15 protein-coding genes are annotated in these 16,882 nt (G+C 49.8%); 9 read left to right on the top strand and 6 right to left on the bottom strand.

Annotation, left to right across the window (positions count from 1 at the left end):
- Window positions 1-69 precede the first annotated feature (69 nt).
- From htpX to bamC, 6 genes are all read left to right on the top strand, one after another.
- Window positions 70-945 carry a protease HtpX gene (htpX, locus tag UNDYM_RS14565; RefSeq protein WP_162041684.1) on the top strand — a complete coding sequence of 292 codons (876 nt, stop codon included), beginning with the start codon at window positions 70-72 and terminating at the stop codon, window positions 943-945.
- Between the two features lie 52 nt (window positions 946-997).
- The gene (locus UNDYM_RS14560; protein ID WP_162041683.1) at window positions 998-1,621 is read left to right on the top strand and encodes an L-threonylcarbamoyladenylate synthase; all 624 of its coding nucleotides are present in this window, start codon (window positions 998-1,000) and stop codon (window positions 1,619-1,621) included.
- A gap of 50 nt (window positions 1,622-1,671) precedes the next feature.
- Window positions 1,672-2,367 carry a site-2 protease family protein gene (locus tag UNDYM_RS14555; RefSeq protein WP_162041682.1) on the top strand — a complete coding sequence of 232 codons (696 nt, stop codon included), beginning with the start codon at window positions 1,672-1,674 and terminating at the stop codon, window positions 2,365-2,367.
- A gap of 31 nt (window positions 2,368-2,398) precedes the next feature.
- On the top strand, window positions 2,399-2,956 hold the full coding sequence (locus UNDYM_RS14550) for a bifunctional 2-polyprenyl-6-hydroxyphenol methylase/3-demethylubiquinol 3-O-methyltransferase UbiG (RefSeq protein ID WP_232064073.1): 558 nt from the start codon (window positions 2,399-2,401) through the stop codon (window positions 2,954-2,956).
- Window positions 2,957-3,055: 99 nt separating this feature from the next.
- Entirely contained in the window at window positions 3,056-3,940 is an 885-nt protein-coding gene (gene dapA, locus UNDYM_RS14545; protein ID WP_162041681.1) for a 4-hydroxy-tetrahydrodipicolinate synthase, read from the top strand.
- Window positions 3,941-4,024: 84 nt separating this feature from the next.
- Entirely contained in the window at window positions 4,025-5,188 is a 1,164-nt protein-coding gene (gene bamC, locus UNDYM_RS14540) for an outer membrane protein assembly factor BamC (RefSeq protein ID WP_162041680.1), read from the top strand.
- Between the two features lie 148 nt (window positions 5,189-5,336).
- Here bamC and UNDYM_RS14535 read toward each other — a convergent pair whose 3' ends face one another.
- Window positions 5,337-5,765 carry a DUF1841 family protein gene (locus UNDYM_RS14535; RefSeq protein WP_162041679.1) on the bottom strand — a complete coding sequence of 143 codons (429 nt, stop codon included), beginning with the start codon at window positions 5,763-5,765 and terminating at the stop codon, window positions 5,337-5,339.
- Between the two features lie 109 nt (window positions 5,766-5,874).
- Between UNDYM_RS14535 and UNDYM_RS14530 the strand changes: the two genes are divergently transcribed.
- Window positions 5,875-6,456 (top strand): malonic semialdehyde reductase, encoded by a 582-nt coding sequence (locus UNDYM_RS14530; protein WP_162041678.1) that lies wholly within the window; start codon window positions 5,875-5,877, stop codon window positions 6,454-6,456.
- Between the two features lie 68 nt (window positions 6,457-6,524).
- On the opposite strand, the gene nth is transcribed toward UNDYM_RS14530, so the two are convergent.
- From nth to UNDYM_RS14515, 3 genes are all read right to left on the bottom strand, one after another.
- Window positions 6,525-7,172: an endonuclease III gene (gene nth / locus UNDYM_RS14525; RefSeq protein WP_162041677.1), complete on the bottom strand. Its 648-nt coding sequence runs from the start codon at window positions 7,170-7,172 to the stop codon at window positions 6,525-6,527.
- On the bottom strand, window positions 7,169-7,873 hold the full coding sequence (rsxB, locus tag UNDYM_RS14520; protein ID WP_162041676.1) for an electron transport complex subunit RsxB: 705 nt from the start codon (window positions 7,871-7,873) through the stop codon (window positions 7,169-7,171). Before rsxB ends, nth begins: the two co-directional genes overlap by 4 nt.
- 113 nt (window positions 7,874-7,986) lie before the next feature.
- The gene (locus UNDYM_RS14515; protein ID WP_162041675.1) at window positions 7,987-9,222 is read right to left on the bottom strand and encodes a polyhydroxyalkanoate depolymerase; all 1,236 of its coding nucleotides are present in this window, start codon (window positions 9,220-9,222) and stop codon (window positions 7,987-7,989) included.
- 508 nt (window positions 9,223-9,730) lie between these two features.
- Between UNDYM_RS14515 and UNDYM_RS14510 the strand changes: the two genes are divergently transcribed.
- Window positions 9,731-14,023, top strand: a complete 4,293-nt coding sequence (locus UNDYM_RS14510) for a response regulator (RefSeq protein WP_162041674.1) — start codon at window positions 9,731-9,733, stop codon at window positions 14,021-14,023.
- Window positions 14,024-14,094: 71 nt separating this feature from the next.
- The gene (locus UNDYM_RS14505) at window positions 14,095-15,219 is read left to right on the top strand and encodes a two-component system response regulator (RefSeq protein ID WP_162041673.1); all 1,125 of its coding nucleotides are present in this window, start codon (window positions 14,095-14,097) and stop codon (window positions 15,217-15,219) included.
- Between the two features lie 67 nt (window positions 15,220-15,286).
- Here UNDYM_RS14505 and UNDYM_RS14500 read toward each other — a convergent pair whose 3' ends face one another.
- Entirely contained in the window at window positions 15,287-16,357 is a 1,071-nt protein-coding gene (locus UNDYM_RS14500; protein WP_162041672.1) for an NAD(P)/FAD-dependent oxidoreductase, read from the bottom strand.
- 74 nt (window positions 16,358-16,431) lie between these two features.
- Window positions 16,432-16,755: a ferredoxin FdxA gene (gene fdxA / locus UNDYM_RS14495; protein WP_162041671.1), complete on the bottom strand. Its 324-nt coding sequence runs from the start codon at window positions 16,753-16,755 to the stop codon at window positions 16,432-16,434.
- Window positions 16,756-16,882 lie beyond the last annotated feature (127 nt).

Here is a 16,882-nt window from a genome sequence, read left to right as displayed (position 1 = left end):
TGCCTTGAAAACGCGCGCTTAAGCCATATTTAACAGAGCATGAATCGTGTGTTCCTTAGGGAGGTGTTCATGAAACGCATAGTCTTGTTCTTGCTGACAAATCTGGCGGTGATTGCCGTCATGTCTGTCGTACTGTCCGTGTTGGGCGTGAACCGTTTTTTGACGGCAAATGGCCTGCAATTATCGACCCTGCTGGCATTTTCCCTGGTTGTCGGTTTTACCGGAGCCATATTCTCGTTGTTGATCAGCAAGCCCATGGCGAAATGGTCAACGGGTGCCAGGGTCATTGAGTCTCCATCTACATCAACCGAGCTCTGGCTGGTCAATACTGTCAAGGCCCTGTCTGAAAAGGCGGGCATCGGTATGCCTGAGGTGGCGATATATAATGGCGAAGCCAATGCCTTTGCCACCGGTGCTTTCAAGAACTCTGCACTGGTTGCTGTTTCCACCGGTTTGCTGGAAGGCATGACACGGGAAGAGGTAGAAGCTGTACTCGGTCATGAAGTGGCGCATATTGCCAATGGTGATATGGTGACCATGGCGCTGATACAGGGTGTGGTGAATACTTTCGTGGTATTCCTGGCACGGGTGGTGGGCTACGCAGTGGATAAGGCGGTATTTCGCAATAGTGATGATGACAGGCCCGGCATAGGTTATATGATCACGGTATTTGTATGTGAGATACTATTTGGTATCGTTGCATCCATGATCGTTAACTGGTTTTCGCGTCAACGTGAATTCCGTGCAGATGCCGGTTCGGCGCAGTTGCTGGGTAACCGTCAGCCCATGATGCATGCGCTGGCAAGACTTGGTGGTTTACAGCCGGGCGAGTTACCAAAGTCTATGGCTGCATCGGGCATTAGTGATGCACCTGGCTGGAGCGCTTTATTCTCCTCCCATCCGCCATTAGAGCAACGTATTGCCGCATTACAGAACATGCGTTAATTTTCAATAAATAATGTGTGGCGGTAGCTGAGCTACCGCCTTTATTCTTTTTATGAGCCAATTTTTTCAAATTCATCCCGACAATCCGCAACTGAGATTGATCAAGCAGGCAGTGCAAATTATCGATGGCGGTGGTATCGTCGCCTTGCCTACGGATTCTTGCTATGCCCTGGTTTGCCATCTGGATGACAAAGATGCCGTCATGCGCCTGCGCAAAATACGTGGGGTCGATGAAAAACATCATCTGACCCTGCTGTGCCGTGATTTGTCTGAAATTGCGCAATATGCCAAGGTGGATAACCGTCAGTACCGCATGTTGAAGGCTGCCACTCCAGGACCTTATACCTTCATTCTTGAAGCGACCAAGGAAGTGCCGCGTCGCCTGAGTCACCCCTCACGCAAAACCATAGGTTTGCGCGTGCCAGAAAATACTATTACCCATGCCTTGCTGGAAGAGTTGAAGCAACCCTTGCTGGGGACCACACTGATCTTGCCTGATGAAGAAGAGCCTTTGACTGATCCTGAGCAGGTCAGAGACAGGCTGGAGAAACTGGTCGATCTGGTTATCGATGGAGGAGCATGTAGCCTGGTGCCGACTACCGTGATAGACATGACTGGTGATATGCCGGAGCTGGTGCGACAGGGGCGTGGTGATGCTGCTTTGTTCGGATTGTGATGGCAGGGGGCAATTTCCTTTTCAACGACAGACTTAAATAGAAATACTCAATGGACCTGATAATCCAAACAATCTGCATTTATGCGCTACCTGTTATTTTTGCGATTACCTTGCATGAAGCGGCTCATGCCTATGTCGCCAAATACCTTGGTGATTTGACAGCCTATAGCCAGGGCAGGGTAAGCTTGAATCCCATGGTGCATATAGACCCAGTTGGCACCATTCTGATTCCTGTTGTTCTGACTGTGATTTATATTTCTACGGGGACCGGATTGTTATTTGGTTACGCCAAGCCGGTGCCAGTTAATTATTCCAATTTGAAAAAACCTAAGCGTGATATGGCCTGGGTTGCTCTGGCCGGGCCTATGGCAAATCTAATCATGGCATTTGCATGGGTGTTGCTTGCCGCATTGATACAAAAGATACAGGTGCAGGAAGAGTTTTTCCTGAGTATGGCTAAATTTTTTATGAGTATGGCCAATGCAGGTTTGATCGTTAATCTGATGATGTTTGCCTTCAATCTGTTCCCCATCCCCCCGTTGGATGGTGGTCGCATACTTTTTAGTTTGCTGCCGCATAATCTGGCATATAAATTTGCGCAGATTGAACCATATGGCTTCTTCATCGTCATCGGTCTTGCGATGATGAATGTGCTTAATTTCTGGATGACGCCAGTTATGCTGGCAGGTAACTTCTTGTTATCCCTATTCATGTATCCCTTTAGCCTTTTATTGGGAGCGGGTTGATGCTGGCATTTTGCACTCTGGAGTTCTTCTTTTGAGCCTGCCTTCAAGCTGGTTGCAACGCTACCTTCATTTGCTTAATGCAGATACCGGGCAAATACTTGATTTGGCCTGTGGTACTGGGAGAAACAGTTTCTATCTGCACGGCCTTGGGTTACCTTTGTTGGCTTTGGACAGGGATGTTGCAAGCCTTGCTGGCATGCAAGCCGCAGGTGTAGCGACTAAAGCGCATGATCTTGAGGCCGGCGAGGGTGGCTATGACTGGCCTTTTGCCGAACAGAGTTTTGCCGCTATTGTCGTCTGCAATTATCTGCATCGCCCCTTGTTCCCGCATTTGCTTGCCAGCCTCAAGCCCGGTGGTTTGCTGATTTATGAAACCTTTGCTGCCGGTAATGAGAATTTTGGTAAACCCTCTAATCCTGCATTTTTGTTACGTCCAGGCGAACTTCTGACGCAAATGCAGTCTAATCCCTCAGTGACTATGTCTATCATCGCTTACGAAGAAGGCTATGTCGAGCAGCCTAAGCCAGCCATCGTGCAGCGTATTTGTGCCAGGAAAGCTGGAAAAATCAGTGTTTTGGATAAGCTTTGAAGCAAATGCTCACAAGTTTAGAGGCTTATTCCAGCTATTTGCGCCCCGTTTAGCAGCGTATCCGCTACAATCAGGGTTTTACTTTTTTCTTGCATTAACATGACAAAGATTCAGGGTAGTCTGGTTGCGATCGTAACCCCCATGCATGCAGATGGCAGTCTTGATTTGCCTTGTTTGCGCAAATTGATAGACTGGCATATTGCCGAAGGCACAGACGGCATCGTCATCGTTGGTACGACAGGCGAGTCTCCCACTGTTTCTGTCGAGGAACATTGTGAATTGATACGTGTGGCGGTTGAGCATGCGAACAAGCGCATCCCTATCATTGCCGGTTCTGGCGGTAACTCAACAGAAGAAGCAATCAACCTCACCAAATTCGCCAAACAGGCTGGCGCTGATGCTTCTTTGCAAGTTGTGCCTTATTACAACCGTCCTACCCAGGAAGGCATGTACCAGCATTTCAAAAAGATTGCTGAATCTGTTGATATTCCTATTATCTTGTACAACGTACCTGGCCGTACTGTCGCAGACATGTCGAATGAGACTATACTGCGTCTGGCACAAGTACCTGGCATTATCGGTGTCAAGGATGCAACAGGTAATATCGCCAGAGGTACAGACCTGATACGTCTGGCACCAGCTACTTTCGCTGTATATTCAGGTGATGATGCTACGGCAGTAGCGCTGATGTTGTACGGTGGCAAGGGTAATATCTCGGTGACTGCCAACGTTGCTCCCAAAGCCATGCATGAATTGTGCGCGGCAGCCATGCGTGGCGACGTGAAGGAAGCCGTTGCCATCAATAACCGCATGATTCCTTTGCATAATAAATTGTTTATTGAACCCAATCCTTTGCCTGTCAAATGGGCGATGGTAGAAATGGGTTTGATACCAACTGGTATTCGTTTGCCTTTGGTAACGATGGCTGAGCAATATCATGAAACCGTTCGCGCAGCAATGCGTGAGGCGGGTGTATTACAATGACTCCCCCTGAACGGCTTGGAAACTTGCACGTTTGCTTCACGCAGTTTTAATTGATACTCGATACTAATACGTAGGGACTTTCACATGGCAAAAAGCTTTGTTGCTAAAAACGGCATCATAGGCGCGCTGGCGCTGGCAGGTTTGACTGGCTGTAGTTCGATCGGCAATATCCTCGAACCTAACAAGATCGACTATAGAAGTGCCAGTAAGGCAACGACTGCATCCCTGGAGGTGCCACCAGATTTGACGCAAATTCGACGCGATAGTCGTTTTTCCATTCCTGAAGCAAACAAAAGCAGTGCTACAGCATCCAGCTATAACCTGGAAAAAGGAAACAAAGTCGCCACTAACTCTGGCGTAGTTGCGGTCAAGCAAGTGCAGAACATGCGTATAGAACGCAATGGGAATGCCCGCTGGCTGGTTGTTAAAGACACTCCTGAAGCCCTGTGGCCACAATTGAAAGACTTTTGGCAAGAATTGGGCTTCCTGATCAATGTCGAAAACCAGGAAGCAGGCGTCATGGAAACCGATTGGGCAGAGAACCGTGCCAAAATCCCTCAGGACATTATTCGTAATACCTTGGGCAAGGTGCTTGATTCCCTGTACTCCACGGGTGAACGTGATAAATTCCGTACCCGCATTGAGCGTAGTGCCAATGGTGAAGTAGAGATTTATATCAGCCATCGTGGTGCACAAGAGGTGCTGGTTGGCGCGCAAAAAGATGGTACGGTATGGACACCTCGTGCTGCTGATCCCGGCCTCGAAGCCGAGTTCCTGTCACGCCTGATGGTACGTCTGGGTTCTGATGGTGAAAAAGCCAAAACTGCTGTGGCATCACCTGCTGCAACAGGCAAGCCGCATTCGCAATTGCTGAAAGTCGATGGCAAAACTTTTGTTGAAGTGGATGAGGCATTTGACCGCTCATGGCGCAGGGTAGGTCTGGCGCTGGACCGCATAGGTTTCACAGTGGAAGACCGTGACCGCTCCCAGGGCTTGTACTTTGTCCGTTATGTTGATCAGGACATCGATGCCAAGACCAAAGGTGCCAGCGAAGGCTTCTTCTCCCGTCTGTTCTCGTTTGGTTCATCCAGCGATGCTGCCAAGAATGCACAGAAATACCGCATCCTGGTCAAGAACACGACGACTGGTGAAACCAGCCAGGTATCCGTACATGGCAGCGATGGCAAGGTTGAATCTTCACCAGTGGCAGACAAGATCCTGCAACTCTTGAACGATCAACTGAAATAATCGTTGGTTACGTAAAAAAAGCGAGGCTGAGCCTCGCTTTTTTGCTTTGTGCCGACAGAATCTAAAATGCCTATGAGCGGCGCGGTGGGCGGCTTAGGGTGTGCGCTCGATTAACCGTAAATGTATTTGCGTACAGTAGGTAAACAGCTTAACTGCAACGCATCTTCAGTGATTCTATGTACGCCTGGCCATCTGGTGGCAAGCCTGTCCTTTGTGAATTCCATATCATTTCCCCCAGGCACTCCATGATTTCATGGTGTGCTTCATGTTCAGACTGATGTTTTCTGGTCAGGATCTGAAACGCCTGTTTAATGCCAGGTGGCTGATCAACCGAGATTTGCTCGGCTATCGATAAATGCATGGACAAGTGCAGAAATGGATTGGTCTGGCCCTGATCCACGCTGTAATTGGCTTCAAGGGCTTGTTCTATATCTGCAAGCTCATTGTCGTACTCGGGATGCTGCCTGATCCAGTCAGAGGCAATGATTTCTATTGGTGTCAGTATCAGGTTTTCGCGGGTTTTTCTGAAGGTTTCACAAAAAAAACGGCGTACGTCGTGCTGGCTAGGGGTGAACATGGCTGGTCCAAATGAAAAAGTGCGCCTATTGTAAAAGGTATTTTATTTTACTGCGCTGAAGCTTTTGGCGACTTGGGTTATTATCCTCCGATTATTTGAAAGGACGCCCATGTTATCCAAAGAAGCTCTCGACACCCTGTTTACCAATGCACGTACTCATAATGCCTGGCTGGACAAGCCGGTGACCGATGCGCAATTGCAAGAAATATATGATCTGATGAAGTGGGGTTCCACTTCTGCCAATTGTTCGCCAGCTCGTATCGTATTTGTCAGGTCGGATGCTGAAAAACAAAAATTACTGGGCTGTGTTTCCCAGGGTAATTTTGAAAAAACCAAAGCGGCACCAGTGACGGCCATCATAGGCACGGACATGGAGTTTTTTGAAAAACTGCCGCAATTATTCCCGCATGCAGATGCCCGTTCATGGTTCGTTGGTAACCAGGCTAACATCGATGCAACGGCTTTCCGTAACTCATCGCTGCAAGGGGCTTACTTCATGCTCGCCGCACGCGCTGTGGGCCTGGATTGCGGTCCTATGTCGGGTTTTGATGCTGACAAGCTCAATGCCGCCTTTTTTGCAGGTACTACGGTTAAAGTCAATTTTATCTGCAATCTCGGTTATGGTGATGCGCAGCAGTTGTTTCCACGTTCCCCGCGCCTGAGTTTTGACGAGGCGTGCAAGATAGTCTGAATCTCTTGATGCTCTGTAAAAAAACAAAAGCCTGCAACTGCAGGCTTTTGTTTTTGTGGGTGTGTTTTTTAAACTGAATCCGGCAAGGGCGTTTTTTGCTTGAATTCACACAAGTCTGCAATCATGCAGTTCCAGCACTTGGGTTTTCTGGCTATGCAGGTGTAACGGCCATGCAATATCAGCCAGTGATGCGCATCTTGCTTGAATTCTGCGGGTACGAATTTCATTAGCTTCTGTTCTACGATATCAACATTCTTGCCAGGTGCAATACCGGTGCGGTTCGATACCCGGAAGATATGCGTATCCACCGCGATAGTGGGTTCACCAAAGGCCGTATTCATGACGACATTGGCAGTTTTTCTGCCTACGCCGGGTAATGCTTCCAGTGCTTCGCGCTGGCGTGGTACTTCACCACCATGTTCAGCCATGAGGATGCGGCAAGTTTCGATCACATTTTTTGCCTTGGTGCGGAACAGACCAATGGTTTGTATGTAGGGGATCAGACCATCAACACCCAGGGCATGGATTTTCTTGGGTGTGTTTGCTATTGGATAAAGCAGGCGGGTGGCTTTATTGACAGACACATCCGTGGCCTGTGCCGATAGCAGCACTGCTATCAGTAATTCGAATGGCGTGGTGTATTCGAGTTCTGTAGTCGGATGTGGATTTTGTTGTCGCAAGCGTTCAAAAATGGCCTGACGTTTTGCTGCATTCATTGCTTGTCACCTTTTGCTGAGTCTTCTTGTGTTTGCAGTTTTTTGATGCGCGCTCTTTCTATGGCGGCCGCAATGATGGCTTTCTTGCGCTCTTTGCTGGCGATTTCTTCTGCGCTGAGTGCTGGCTCTGCTTCGAGTGCGACGAGTTTGGCCGCCGCCTTGGCTGCAAGGCGCTCATCGTTCTCCTGTTTTTCGCGTATCAGACGCTGATTGCGCAAAGCATAGAGTTGGCGTGATTTGTCTGCTTGACTCTGGCTCCAGGCGTCCCAGCCAGTGTGTCCTGTTGTGACGGGCAACATGCTAATGCAATCGACAGGGCAGGGGGCAACGCAGAGGTCACAGCCGGTGCACAGTTCGCTGATGATGCTGTGCATTTGCTTCGGGGCGCCGATAATGGCATCGACCGGGCAGGCTTGTATGCACAGGGTGCAGCCTATGCAATAGGCTTCTTCTATCTTGGCCACCGGTCTTTCGCGTTCAAGTCCGTGACTGATATCCAGTGGAATAACCGGTTTGCCGAGTATGCTGGCAAGCCGCACTACACCTTCCTGACCACCTGGTGGGCATTGATTGTAGCTGGCTGCGCCATTGGCCATGGCTTCAGCATAGGGGCGGCAAGCGGGGTAGCCGCACTTGGTGCACTGGGTTTGCGGCAAGGCGTTTTCAAGCTGATCTGCTAGAGATTGTGACACGGTGATCATAAAAGACAATGGAGAGCCGTGATTATCCCCCTAAACATCAACAGCCACAAACAAAAAAGCCACGAGGCCTTGGGCGTCGTGGCTTTTGTTTGCACTGATTTGATCTGTATTGATCAGGAGTGTTGCTTGATGAACTCGCCGATTTTCGGGCAAATGATATCGCGCCAGCGACGGCCAGAGAAAATGCCATAATGGCCCGCACCCGGTGCCACATAATCCTGCTTCATATTGGCAGGGATGCCGCTGCACAGGTCATGTGCAGCCTGGGTCTGGCCAGGGCCAGAGATGTCATCGAGTTCACCTTCTACCGTGAACAGGGCTACATTTTTGATATCTTGCGGCCTGACCAGTTTGCCTTCAACTTCCCAGGTGCCGGTTGGAAGGCGGAATTCCTGGAACACGGACTTGATGGTTTCGAGGTAGTACTCAGCCGGCATGTCCAGTACCGCATTGTATTCATCATAGAACTTGCGATGCTGTTCTGCGGACTCATCATCACCCTGTATCAGGTGCTGGTAAAAGTCCCAGTGGCTTTGCGCATGGCGGTCAGGGTTCATGGCAACAAAGCCGGTGTGCTGCAAGAAGCCTGGATAGACCTTGCGGCCATAGCCTGGATAATTCGCAGGTACGCTGTAGATCACCGTGTTTTCAAACCAGGAGAATTTCTTTTCCGTCGCCAGGTTGTTGACTTGTGTTGGCGATTTGCGTGGATCTATAGGGCCACCCATGAGTGTCATGGTCTTGGGCAGCAGAGGATCTTTGGCCGTCGCCATCAGGGAAATCGCTGCCAGTACCGGCACAGTTGGCTGACACACGGAAATCACATGTGTGCCTGCCCCCAGGAAATGGATGAAATCCTGGATGTAATAAATGTAGTCGTGCAGATGGAAGGGACCAGCAGACAAGGGCACCATGCGGGCATCTGTCCAGTCGGTGATATACACATCATGCTTGGGCAACAAACCGCGCACGGTATCGCGCAGCAAGGTTGCATGGTGACCAGACAGGGGGGCAACCAGCAAAACCTTGGGCTGGTTCAGTTTTGCCAGTTCCTTGTCACTCAAGACTTTTTTGAAATGCAACAATTTGCAGAAGGGCTTGATGACAGCCGTGCTTTGTGCGATTTCTACTTCTTGCTTGTCTATGGTGGTCGCAGTAATGCCGAATTCCGGTTTTTCGTAATCTTTGCCCAGGCGGAACAGCAGTTCATAGCCTGCAGCAATGCGTTGCGAATATGGCGTGTGCGCCAGGGGTGAAACTGGATTGGTGAACAGTTTTGAAGATGCTTCTGCCCATTGAGTCAGGGGATTCAAAAAGGCGCGATTGAGCTCATGAAATTGATAAAGCATAGTGAATCTTTCAAATAGGGGGCCACGCATTCACCTGGTCAAAAACGGGATAGTCATGGCCAAATGAGACAGGGCGAAACAAGCTTAGAAAAAACACTTAATCAAACTGTTGCGGACTGTTGCAATGCATCATAAACCAGTTTTAAAAATTTTTGGCTGAGCAAAAGACTTGCGCAACTTGTTGGTGTGAATTAATGTTAAATTATTGATTTATATACAATGATTTCTTGTGGAAATGTTGAAATTTAAGTTATTTTTCAAGAATTCGCTGTTTCCTTTGTTTTCCCGGAGCCTGAAATCGTTTGATTTGCCTGTTTATTCCGTTAAATGACACAGTTTCTGGTGATGTTCATCCATAGACAGGTCACTCGCATTAATATTGCAGTGTTAAAGCTGCTGGCAAAAACACATGTATCTGTTTCTTGGGCCGTGTGGCAAGCCAAGGGCGGAATGCCAAGATTCAATTTGATTTTTCATTGCATCATTTCTTTCTGAAGAGCTGAGTAGAATGAGTAAAGATAGTTCTCTAGCAGAAATCCACTGGCGCGAGCTCTGCCTCGATGCACTGGACCTGATGCGCGACAATCCGGCGGATGGACGCAAGATGGCGACTGCCATGCGCCAGCAAGAGTCAGGTAAATCCAATCCGGCCGCCATGATAGCGGCAGACCTGATAGACGCCTTTGCTGATTATTTTGATGATCACATGGAGCAGGCTGCGCCAGTCTTTGAGCGTGCCGCCACCCTGTTTGAATCAGTCGATGAACATGAGGGCATGGCATTTGCATTATTTGGTACGGTTGCGGTATGGCGTCGCCGGGGGCAAGTGCAGGATGCTTATGCCTTATGTCATTCACGCATCGTGCCAGCCTTGCGCATGAAGGTGAGCCGGATTTCTGTGGTGGTCTATAACACCCTGGGCATCCTGTCCCAGGAGCTGGGCTATACCGAAGAAGCCATACGCCATTTCTATACTGCATTGAATGATGCGCGGGCCTTGCAGATACCTAACCGTGTCGCACAAGTGACGGCCAACCTCGGTGAAATTTTTTACGTCAGCGGCAATGCCGAAGATGCTGAAGTTTTGCTGCAGGAGGCAAGAGATATTGCCGTCAATTCCAGTGAGCGCTGGCTGGCACCTTTTGTATCCACCATGCTGGCACTATGCAAAGTATCGCTGGATAAATATGAAGAAGCCTACCAGGCCATCGCTTCTTATATAGGTGGCATCAAGAGTGGTGAAAATGCGGATAATTCCAGCCGGGCATTCTGTCTCTCGGTAGCTGCTTATACGCTGGCCATGCGTGGCCAGGTAGAAGAGGCAGACAAGCTCAGTGAAACAGCGATGAACCTGCTGGACAGTTTTGAAGACAAGCATTTGAAACCCTATAGCTGGTGGGTCAGTGGTCACCTGCACCGCAGCCATAAACGCTACCCGGAAGCCATACGTGATTTGCGCCGTGCGGTGGATGAGGTTGGCGGTAACGGCTACATCTACATGCCTTTGCGGGCAATCAAGGAATTGTCCGAAATTTTTACCGAAATGGGGGAGTGGAAAGAGGCTTACAACGAGCAAAAGCGTTACCTCGACCTGTTTGCCAAGGCGCAAGGACTGGCAACCCGAGTCCATGTGCAGACTCTCCATATCAGGAATGAGCTCAAGGAAGCCGAGCTGGCGCGCCGCATGGCTGAACGTGCCATGGTCGAGCGCCGCCAGTTGGAAGATGAGCTCAAGCGCATGCTGGCCGAGCGCGAAACCATCCTGGAAAACTCCATCGTTGGCATGGTCTTCCTGAATAACCAGGGACGGGTGCAATGGGTCAATACACCCCTGTGCCAGATTTTCGGTGTTGACCGCGACAATGTCCTTGGTGCTTCGCTCGAGCCTTTTTACGCTTCGCGTGAAGCCTATCTGGAGTCAGGTGCGCAGGTTAATGCATCGGTGCTCAAGGGCGAAGCTTACGAGACTGAATTGAAAATGCGGCGTAGTGATGGCACGCTGTTCTGGGTGCATTTTTCAGGTCGCGCGGTGGATAAAACCAACTTGACCCATGGCACAGTCTGGGTGGTGATGGATATCTCCGCCCGTCGCCAGCTCGAAGAAGATTTGAGCAAGTCCGAGCAGCATTACCGGCAACTTATCAATAATGTGACTGAGGGCATACTGGTTGTGCAGGACGGGCGCATCGTTTTTGCCAATCCACGCGTGCAGAGTCTGACCGGGTACAAGGCTGACGAACTGGCGCAGATGTCCTTTATCACCGCCATCTATCCCGACGACAGGCCCATGGTGATTGATCACCATACGCGCCGCCTGCGTGGTGAAGACGTTGAGCAGTACTATCATTTTCGCATAGAAAATAATCAAAGCCGTTCCATCATCTGGGTGGAATTATCTGCTGTCATGATAGATTGGGAAGGCCGCCCGGCCACCCTGTCTTTTGTCTCGGATATCACTCAGAGAAAGCTGCTCGAATCCCAGCTCAAGGAAAGCATGGCTGAGCAGATACGTCTGCAAACCCTGCAAATGCAAAATGAATTGAAGGAAGCCGAAATGGCGCGCCGTCATGCAGAAGAGACGACGGAAGCCAAATCCATGTTCCTGGCGAATATGAGTCATGAAATCCGCACGCCGATGAATGCCATCATAGGCATGGCTCACCTGGCGCTGAGGACTGAGCTCAATTCCAAACAAAAAGATTATGTAGAGAAAATCCATAAGGCGGGTATTTCCTTATTGGGCATCATCAACGATATCCTGGATTTTTCCAAGATAGAAGCAGGCAAGCTCAATATCGAGCAAGTCGATTTCAATCTTGATGATGTGCTCAATAATATTTCTGCAGTGACGACCGACAAGGCAGATGAAAAGGGGCTGGAATTTCTGTTCCGTGCGCCCCCCGACATACCGCGTTACCTCAATGGTGATCCCTTGAGATTGGGGCAGGTCCTGATCAATCTCATCAACAATGCCATTAAATTTACCGAGAAGGGTGAAATCTATGTGACTTGCCAGACGCTGGAAGTGGCAGGTGGCAAGGTCAAACTCAAGTTTGAAGTGCGCGATACCGGCATAGGTATGTCGGAAGAGCAGTCAGATAAATTATTCCGCCCCTTCAGCCAGGCCGATGAATCAACGACACGCAAGTTTGGTGGCACAGGCTTGGGCCTGTCAATTTCCAAGGGCATGGTGGAGTTGATGGGCGGTGAAATTGCCCTGAGCAGCGAAGAGGGGCGCGGTACTTGCGTGTATTTCACTGGCTGGTTTGGCATAGCCCAGCCTGTAGTGCAGCGTCAAGTGATACCTGGTGCCATCAATGGCATGCGTTTGCTCATCGTCGATGATAATCCTGCCGCTGCCGAGATTTTGCAGGAGATACTTTCTGAATTACCGGTCGATATTGATGTTGTAAACAGCGGTGCCGCCGCTTTGCAAGCAGTCAGGGAAAGTAGTCTGAGTTATCCCTACGGTGTGATATTCACAGACCTGCGCATGCCGGAAATGGATGGACTGGAGCTCATCACCTACCTGAAGCGCGATGGTTCACTGCAACCCACGCCTCTGATGGTGTTGGTCAGTGCACATGGCCGTGAAGAAGTCAGCTACCGTGAAGATATTGCCTTGCCTGACGGCTTCCTGACCAAGCCAGTCAATGCCTCTACCCTGGTCGATTGCCTGGTTGAGCTGTTTTCAAGTACCAATTACGCTATTCCTGTCAGCCATGGTGTGCTGGTGCCCAAATATGCCGATTTGCGCGTATTGCTGGTCGAGGACAATGAGATCAATCAGCAAATCGCCCGTGAACTGATGGAGGCTGCTGGTGTTGCCGTTGATATTGCCGGTAATGGAAAAATCGCGATTGATATGGTGCGCAGGGCAGATCCAGGGTTTTACGGCGTGGTGTTCATGGATGTGCAGATGCCAGAAATGGATGGGCACGAGGCAACCCGTCTGATCCGCGCAGATGCCCGCTTTGACGACCTGCCCATCGTCGCCATGACAGCGCATGCGATGGTAGAAGAGCGTGAGCTCTGCTTTGCCTCCGGCATGAATGCTCACCTCGCCAAGCCTATCAATCCCAAGGAGTTGTATCACGCTATTTCGCACTGGTGCCCGGAGCACGTAACTGGCAGTAATTTTGATAATGTGCAAATGCCGATACAGGATATCAGCAACAGTCTGTTGATTGATGGCATTGATGTCGAGGAGGGTCTGAGCCGTACTCTTGGTAACCGCTCATTTTATATGGAGCTGTTATCGCGGTTCTGCGACGATCAGCGTCATGTTGTCGAGCATATCCGCAAGGCACTGGAGGCAGGCGATAATCTGCTGGCAGAACGGCTGGCCCATACCCTCAAGGGAGTGGCTGGTCTCATAGGTGCTAAAACCATACAGCCTTATGCTTCAGAGCTGGAATTGAAACTGCATGACAATGCCAGTCTGGCAGAGTTGGCACCGGTACTCGATGAATGCGCACAAACAATGTTGGCCACCATCAACGCGATAGATCAGGTATTGGCGCTGGAAAAATCCTCAGGTAAAGCGGATGCGAAGGTAGCCGAACTGGTGCCTGTCGATCACGAGCTCATGCAAAATTTACTTGTAAAATGCTGTAACTTGTTGCGCGATTACGATGGCGAAGCGGTTGACTTGCTGTTAGAGTCAGGGGAAATGATCGCCAATGCATTTGGCGTTGATGTGCAAAAACAGATCATGCGTGCGGTCAGGCAATTTGACTATGATGTGGCCCTGAATTTATTAAGCAATAGTGCGAAAAACCTCGGTTATGAAATACTTTGATGCGATGGTATCCAGTTTGATGTGTGGCGTTCACGGGAATGCGGGGCAATTACTTCTTATCGGGGTGATGTATGAATGAAGTATTCGATCAACATGCCAAGCAGGTAGTCCTGATCGTTGATGACACTCCTGACAATATCTCGCTCTTGTCGGGTTTGCTCAAAGACCAGTACAAGATCAAGATCGCCACCAATGGCCTGAAAGCCTTGCAAATAGCCTCCAGCCTGCCTGGCCCGGACCTGATACTGCTCGATGTCATGATGCCCGAGATGGACGGCTATGAAACCTGCCGCCGCCTCAAGGCCGATCCCGCCACTGCGGATATTCCCATTATTTTTCTGACCGCAAAAAGCCAGGTGCAGGATGAAGAAATGGGCTTGCGTCTGGGAGCAGTGGATTACATCAGCAAACCTATCAGCCCACCTATCGTGCTGGCAAGAGTGGCTACGCAATTAAATCTCGTCAGGGCGCGCCATTTATTGCAAGACCAGAACAAACACCTGGAAAGCCTGGTGCAGGACAGAACCCGCAAGCTGGGCAAGATGCAGGATGCCATCATCATGGCCATGGCTTCGCTGGCCGAGACCCGTGATAATGAAACAGGTAACCACATTCGTCGTACCCAGAATTATGTCGCTGCACTGGCACGTAAACTCAAAAGCCATGCGCGTTTCAGTAATGAGCTGACAGACGAAAACATCGATTTGCTCTATAAGTCCGCTCCTTTGCACGATATCGGCAAAGTCGGTATTCCCGATAATATTTTGCTCAAACCTGACAAGCTGACTTCTGAAGAATTTGAAGTCATGAAGCTGCATACCGTTTACGGGCGTGAAACCATACTGTCAGTAGAAAAATATCTGGGTGAGAGTAATGAGTTTTTGCGCTTCGCCCGTGAGATTACCTATTCGCATCAAGAGAAGTGGGATGGCTCAGGTTATCCGGAAAATCTGGTGGGTGATGCCATTCCCCTGTCTGCGCGTCTGATGGCCGTGGCTGACGTGTATGATGCCCTGATCTCGCGTCGTGTCTATAAACCGGCCTTTTCGCATGAAGAAGCGATCAGCATCATGCGTAAGGGGCGTGAGACGCATTTTGATCCGGATATACTGGATGCTTTCCTGCAAATTACCGATGAATTCAGGCAGATCGCCAATCAATTCAAAGAATCGGACTCTCACGTACCAGCAAATTGACAGCCTGATGTCAGGCAAAAAAAAGCGCAAAGAAATCTTTGCGCTTTTTTTGTCCTGGCTTTCGCGATTAGTCGAAAACTGGCGTTTCCACGCCCAGGATTTTGTGCAGTTTTGGCGACGTCGTGGTGTACTGCATGTGGATTTTCTTTTCAGGGAAAATATATGGTGCCGCACCAAACGCAGCCAGTGCAGCTTCATGGAAGCCGGACAGGATGAGTTTTTTCTTGCCAGGGTAGGTGTTGATATCACCTACGGCAAAAATACCGGGAACATTCGTCTCAAACTTCTCAGTATTAACGACTTTCAATTGCTTGCGTTCTATGTCCAGACCCCATTCGGCGATAGGGCCGAGTTTTGGTGACAGGCCAAAGAAGACCAGCAGGGTATCCAGCGGCATGCGGCGGGTAACACCATCAGCACCAGTGACCTTGATTTCAGACAATACATCATCTTTGGTCTCTATACCTGTTACCTGGCCGATAGTGAGTTGCATCTCATAGTTGTCGCAAAGCTCTTTCATCTTGGCGACTGAGGCGGGCGCAGCGCGGAAATCTTCGCGACGGTGCAACAGTACGACAGATTCAGCCTTGCCTACAAGGTTCAAAGCCCAGTCCAGCGCAGAGTCACCACCACCACAGATCACCAGGTTTTTGCCATGGAACTGGCTAGGGTCTTTGACGCGGTAGAATACTTGAGAGCCTTCGAATGCTTCTATGCCTTCGACTTTCAAGGTGCGTGGCTGGAAGGAACCAACACCGGCAGCGATGAAAATGGTCTTGGTGATGAAGCGGGTGCCAGTCGAGGTTTCCAGATCGAAGCGGCCATCTTCACGGCGTTCAACCAGGGTTACTTCCTGGCCGAGGTGGAAGGTTGGTTCGAAAGGTTCGATCTGTTTCAACAGATTGTCTGTCAATTCCTGGCCTGTGCAGACTGGCACGGCAGGGATGTCATAAATCGGTTTGTCCGGATACAGCTCTACACACTGGCCGCCGACAACTGGCAGGGAGTCAATAACGTGTGCCTTGATTTCGAGCAAGCCCAGTTCGAACACCTGGAACAGGCCAACCGGGCCTGCACCGATGATGACGGCATCTGCTTCAATGGCGGCCTGAACCGCGGTAGTTTGTTTGTTTTCCATACGACGTGATGATTCCTGATATTGCGGATTTGTTTGAGCCGATTAAGCAAAGCCCATATTGCTGCCCCAGATACTTATTTTTCCAGATATTGCAATTTGTCTTTGACGTCTTTCCAGTCGTCAGCATCTGGCAAAGGAGCAACTGTCTTGGTAATCGACGGCCATTTGCGGGTCAGGTCGGCATTGATCTTGATGAATTGCTGCTGATCTGCAGGTACATCTTCTTCGGCAAAAATAGCGTTAGCCGGACACTCTGCAACGCACACGGCGCAGTCTATGCATTCGTCTGGATCAATGATCAGGAAATTTGGGCCAGCACGGAAGCAGTCCACCGGGCAGACATCCACGCAATCAGTATAACGGCAGCGGATGCAGGATTCGGTCACAACGTGGGTCATAACAGTCCAATCTAAACTAAAAATTCGGGATTTAGGCGCAGCCAGGGCGCAAAAACAGGCTCAGGGCTGCAAAGCCTTGTATTTTAAGGCAATTTAGCAGTTCTCACAAATCAGGCTTATATAGTTT

The organism is Undibacterium sp. YM2, from assembly GCF_009937975.1.
GTDB lineage: Bacteria > Pseudomonadota > Gammaproteobacteria > Burkholderiales > Burkholderiaceae_D > Undibacterium.
Note: the sequence above shows the minus strand (reverse complement) of the source record. Positions and strands in the feature narration are given on the sequence as shown.

Coding starts and splice junctions, on each gene's coding strand:
- htpX (WP_162041684.1), top strand. CDS start 70: ATGAAACGCATAGTCTTGTTCTTGCTGACAAATCTGGCGGTGATTGCC.
- UNDYM_RS14560 (WP_162041683.1), top strand. CDS start 998: ATGAGCCAATTTTTTCAAATTCATCCCGACAATCCGCAACTGAGATTG.
- UNDYM_RS14555 (WP_162041682.1), top strand. CDS start 1,672: ATGGACCTGATAATCCAAACAATCTGCATTTATGCGCTACCTGTTATT.
- dapA (WP_162041681.1), top strand. CDS start 3,056: ATGACAAAGATTCAGGGTAGTCTGGTTGCGATCGTAACCCCCATGCAT.
- bamC (WP_162041680.1), top strand. CDS start 4,025: ATGGCAAAAAGCTTTGTTGCTAAAAACGGCATCATAGGCGCGCTGGCG.
- UNDYM_RS14535 (WP_162041679.1), bottom strand. CDS start 5,765: ATGTTCACCCCTAGCCAGCACGACGTACGCCGTTTTTTTTGTGAAACC.
- UNDYM_RS14530 (WP_162041678.1), top strand. CDS start 5,875: ATGTTATCCAAAGAAGCTCTCGACACCCTGTTTACCAATGCACGTACT.
- nth (WP_162041677.1), bottom strand. CDS start 7,172: ATGAATGCAGCAAAACGTCAGGCCATTTTTGAACGCTTGCGACAACAA.
- rsxB (WP_162041676.1), bottom strand. CDS start 7,873: ATGATCACCGTGTCACAATCTCTAGCAGATCAGCTTGAAAACGCCTTG.
- UNDYM_RS14515 (WP_162041675.1), bottom strand. CDS start 9,222: ATGCTTTATCAATTTCATGAGCTCAATCGCGCCTTTTTGAATCCCCTG.
- UNDYM_RS14510 (WP_162041674.1), top strand. CDS start 9,731: ATGAGTAAAGATAGTTCTCTAGCAGAAATCCACTGGCGCGAGCTCTGC.
- UNDYM_RS14505 (WP_162041673.1), top strand. CDS start 14,095: ATGAATGAAGTATTCGATCAACATGCCAAGCAGGTAGTCCTGATCGTT.
- UNDYM_RS14500 (WP_162041672.1), bottom strand. CDS start 16,357: ATGGAAAACAAACAAACTACCGCGGTTCAGGCCGCCATTGAAGCAGAT.
- fdxA (WP_162041671.1), bottom strand. CDS start 16,755: ATGACCCACGTTGTGACCGAATCCTGCATCCGCTGCCGTTATACTGAT.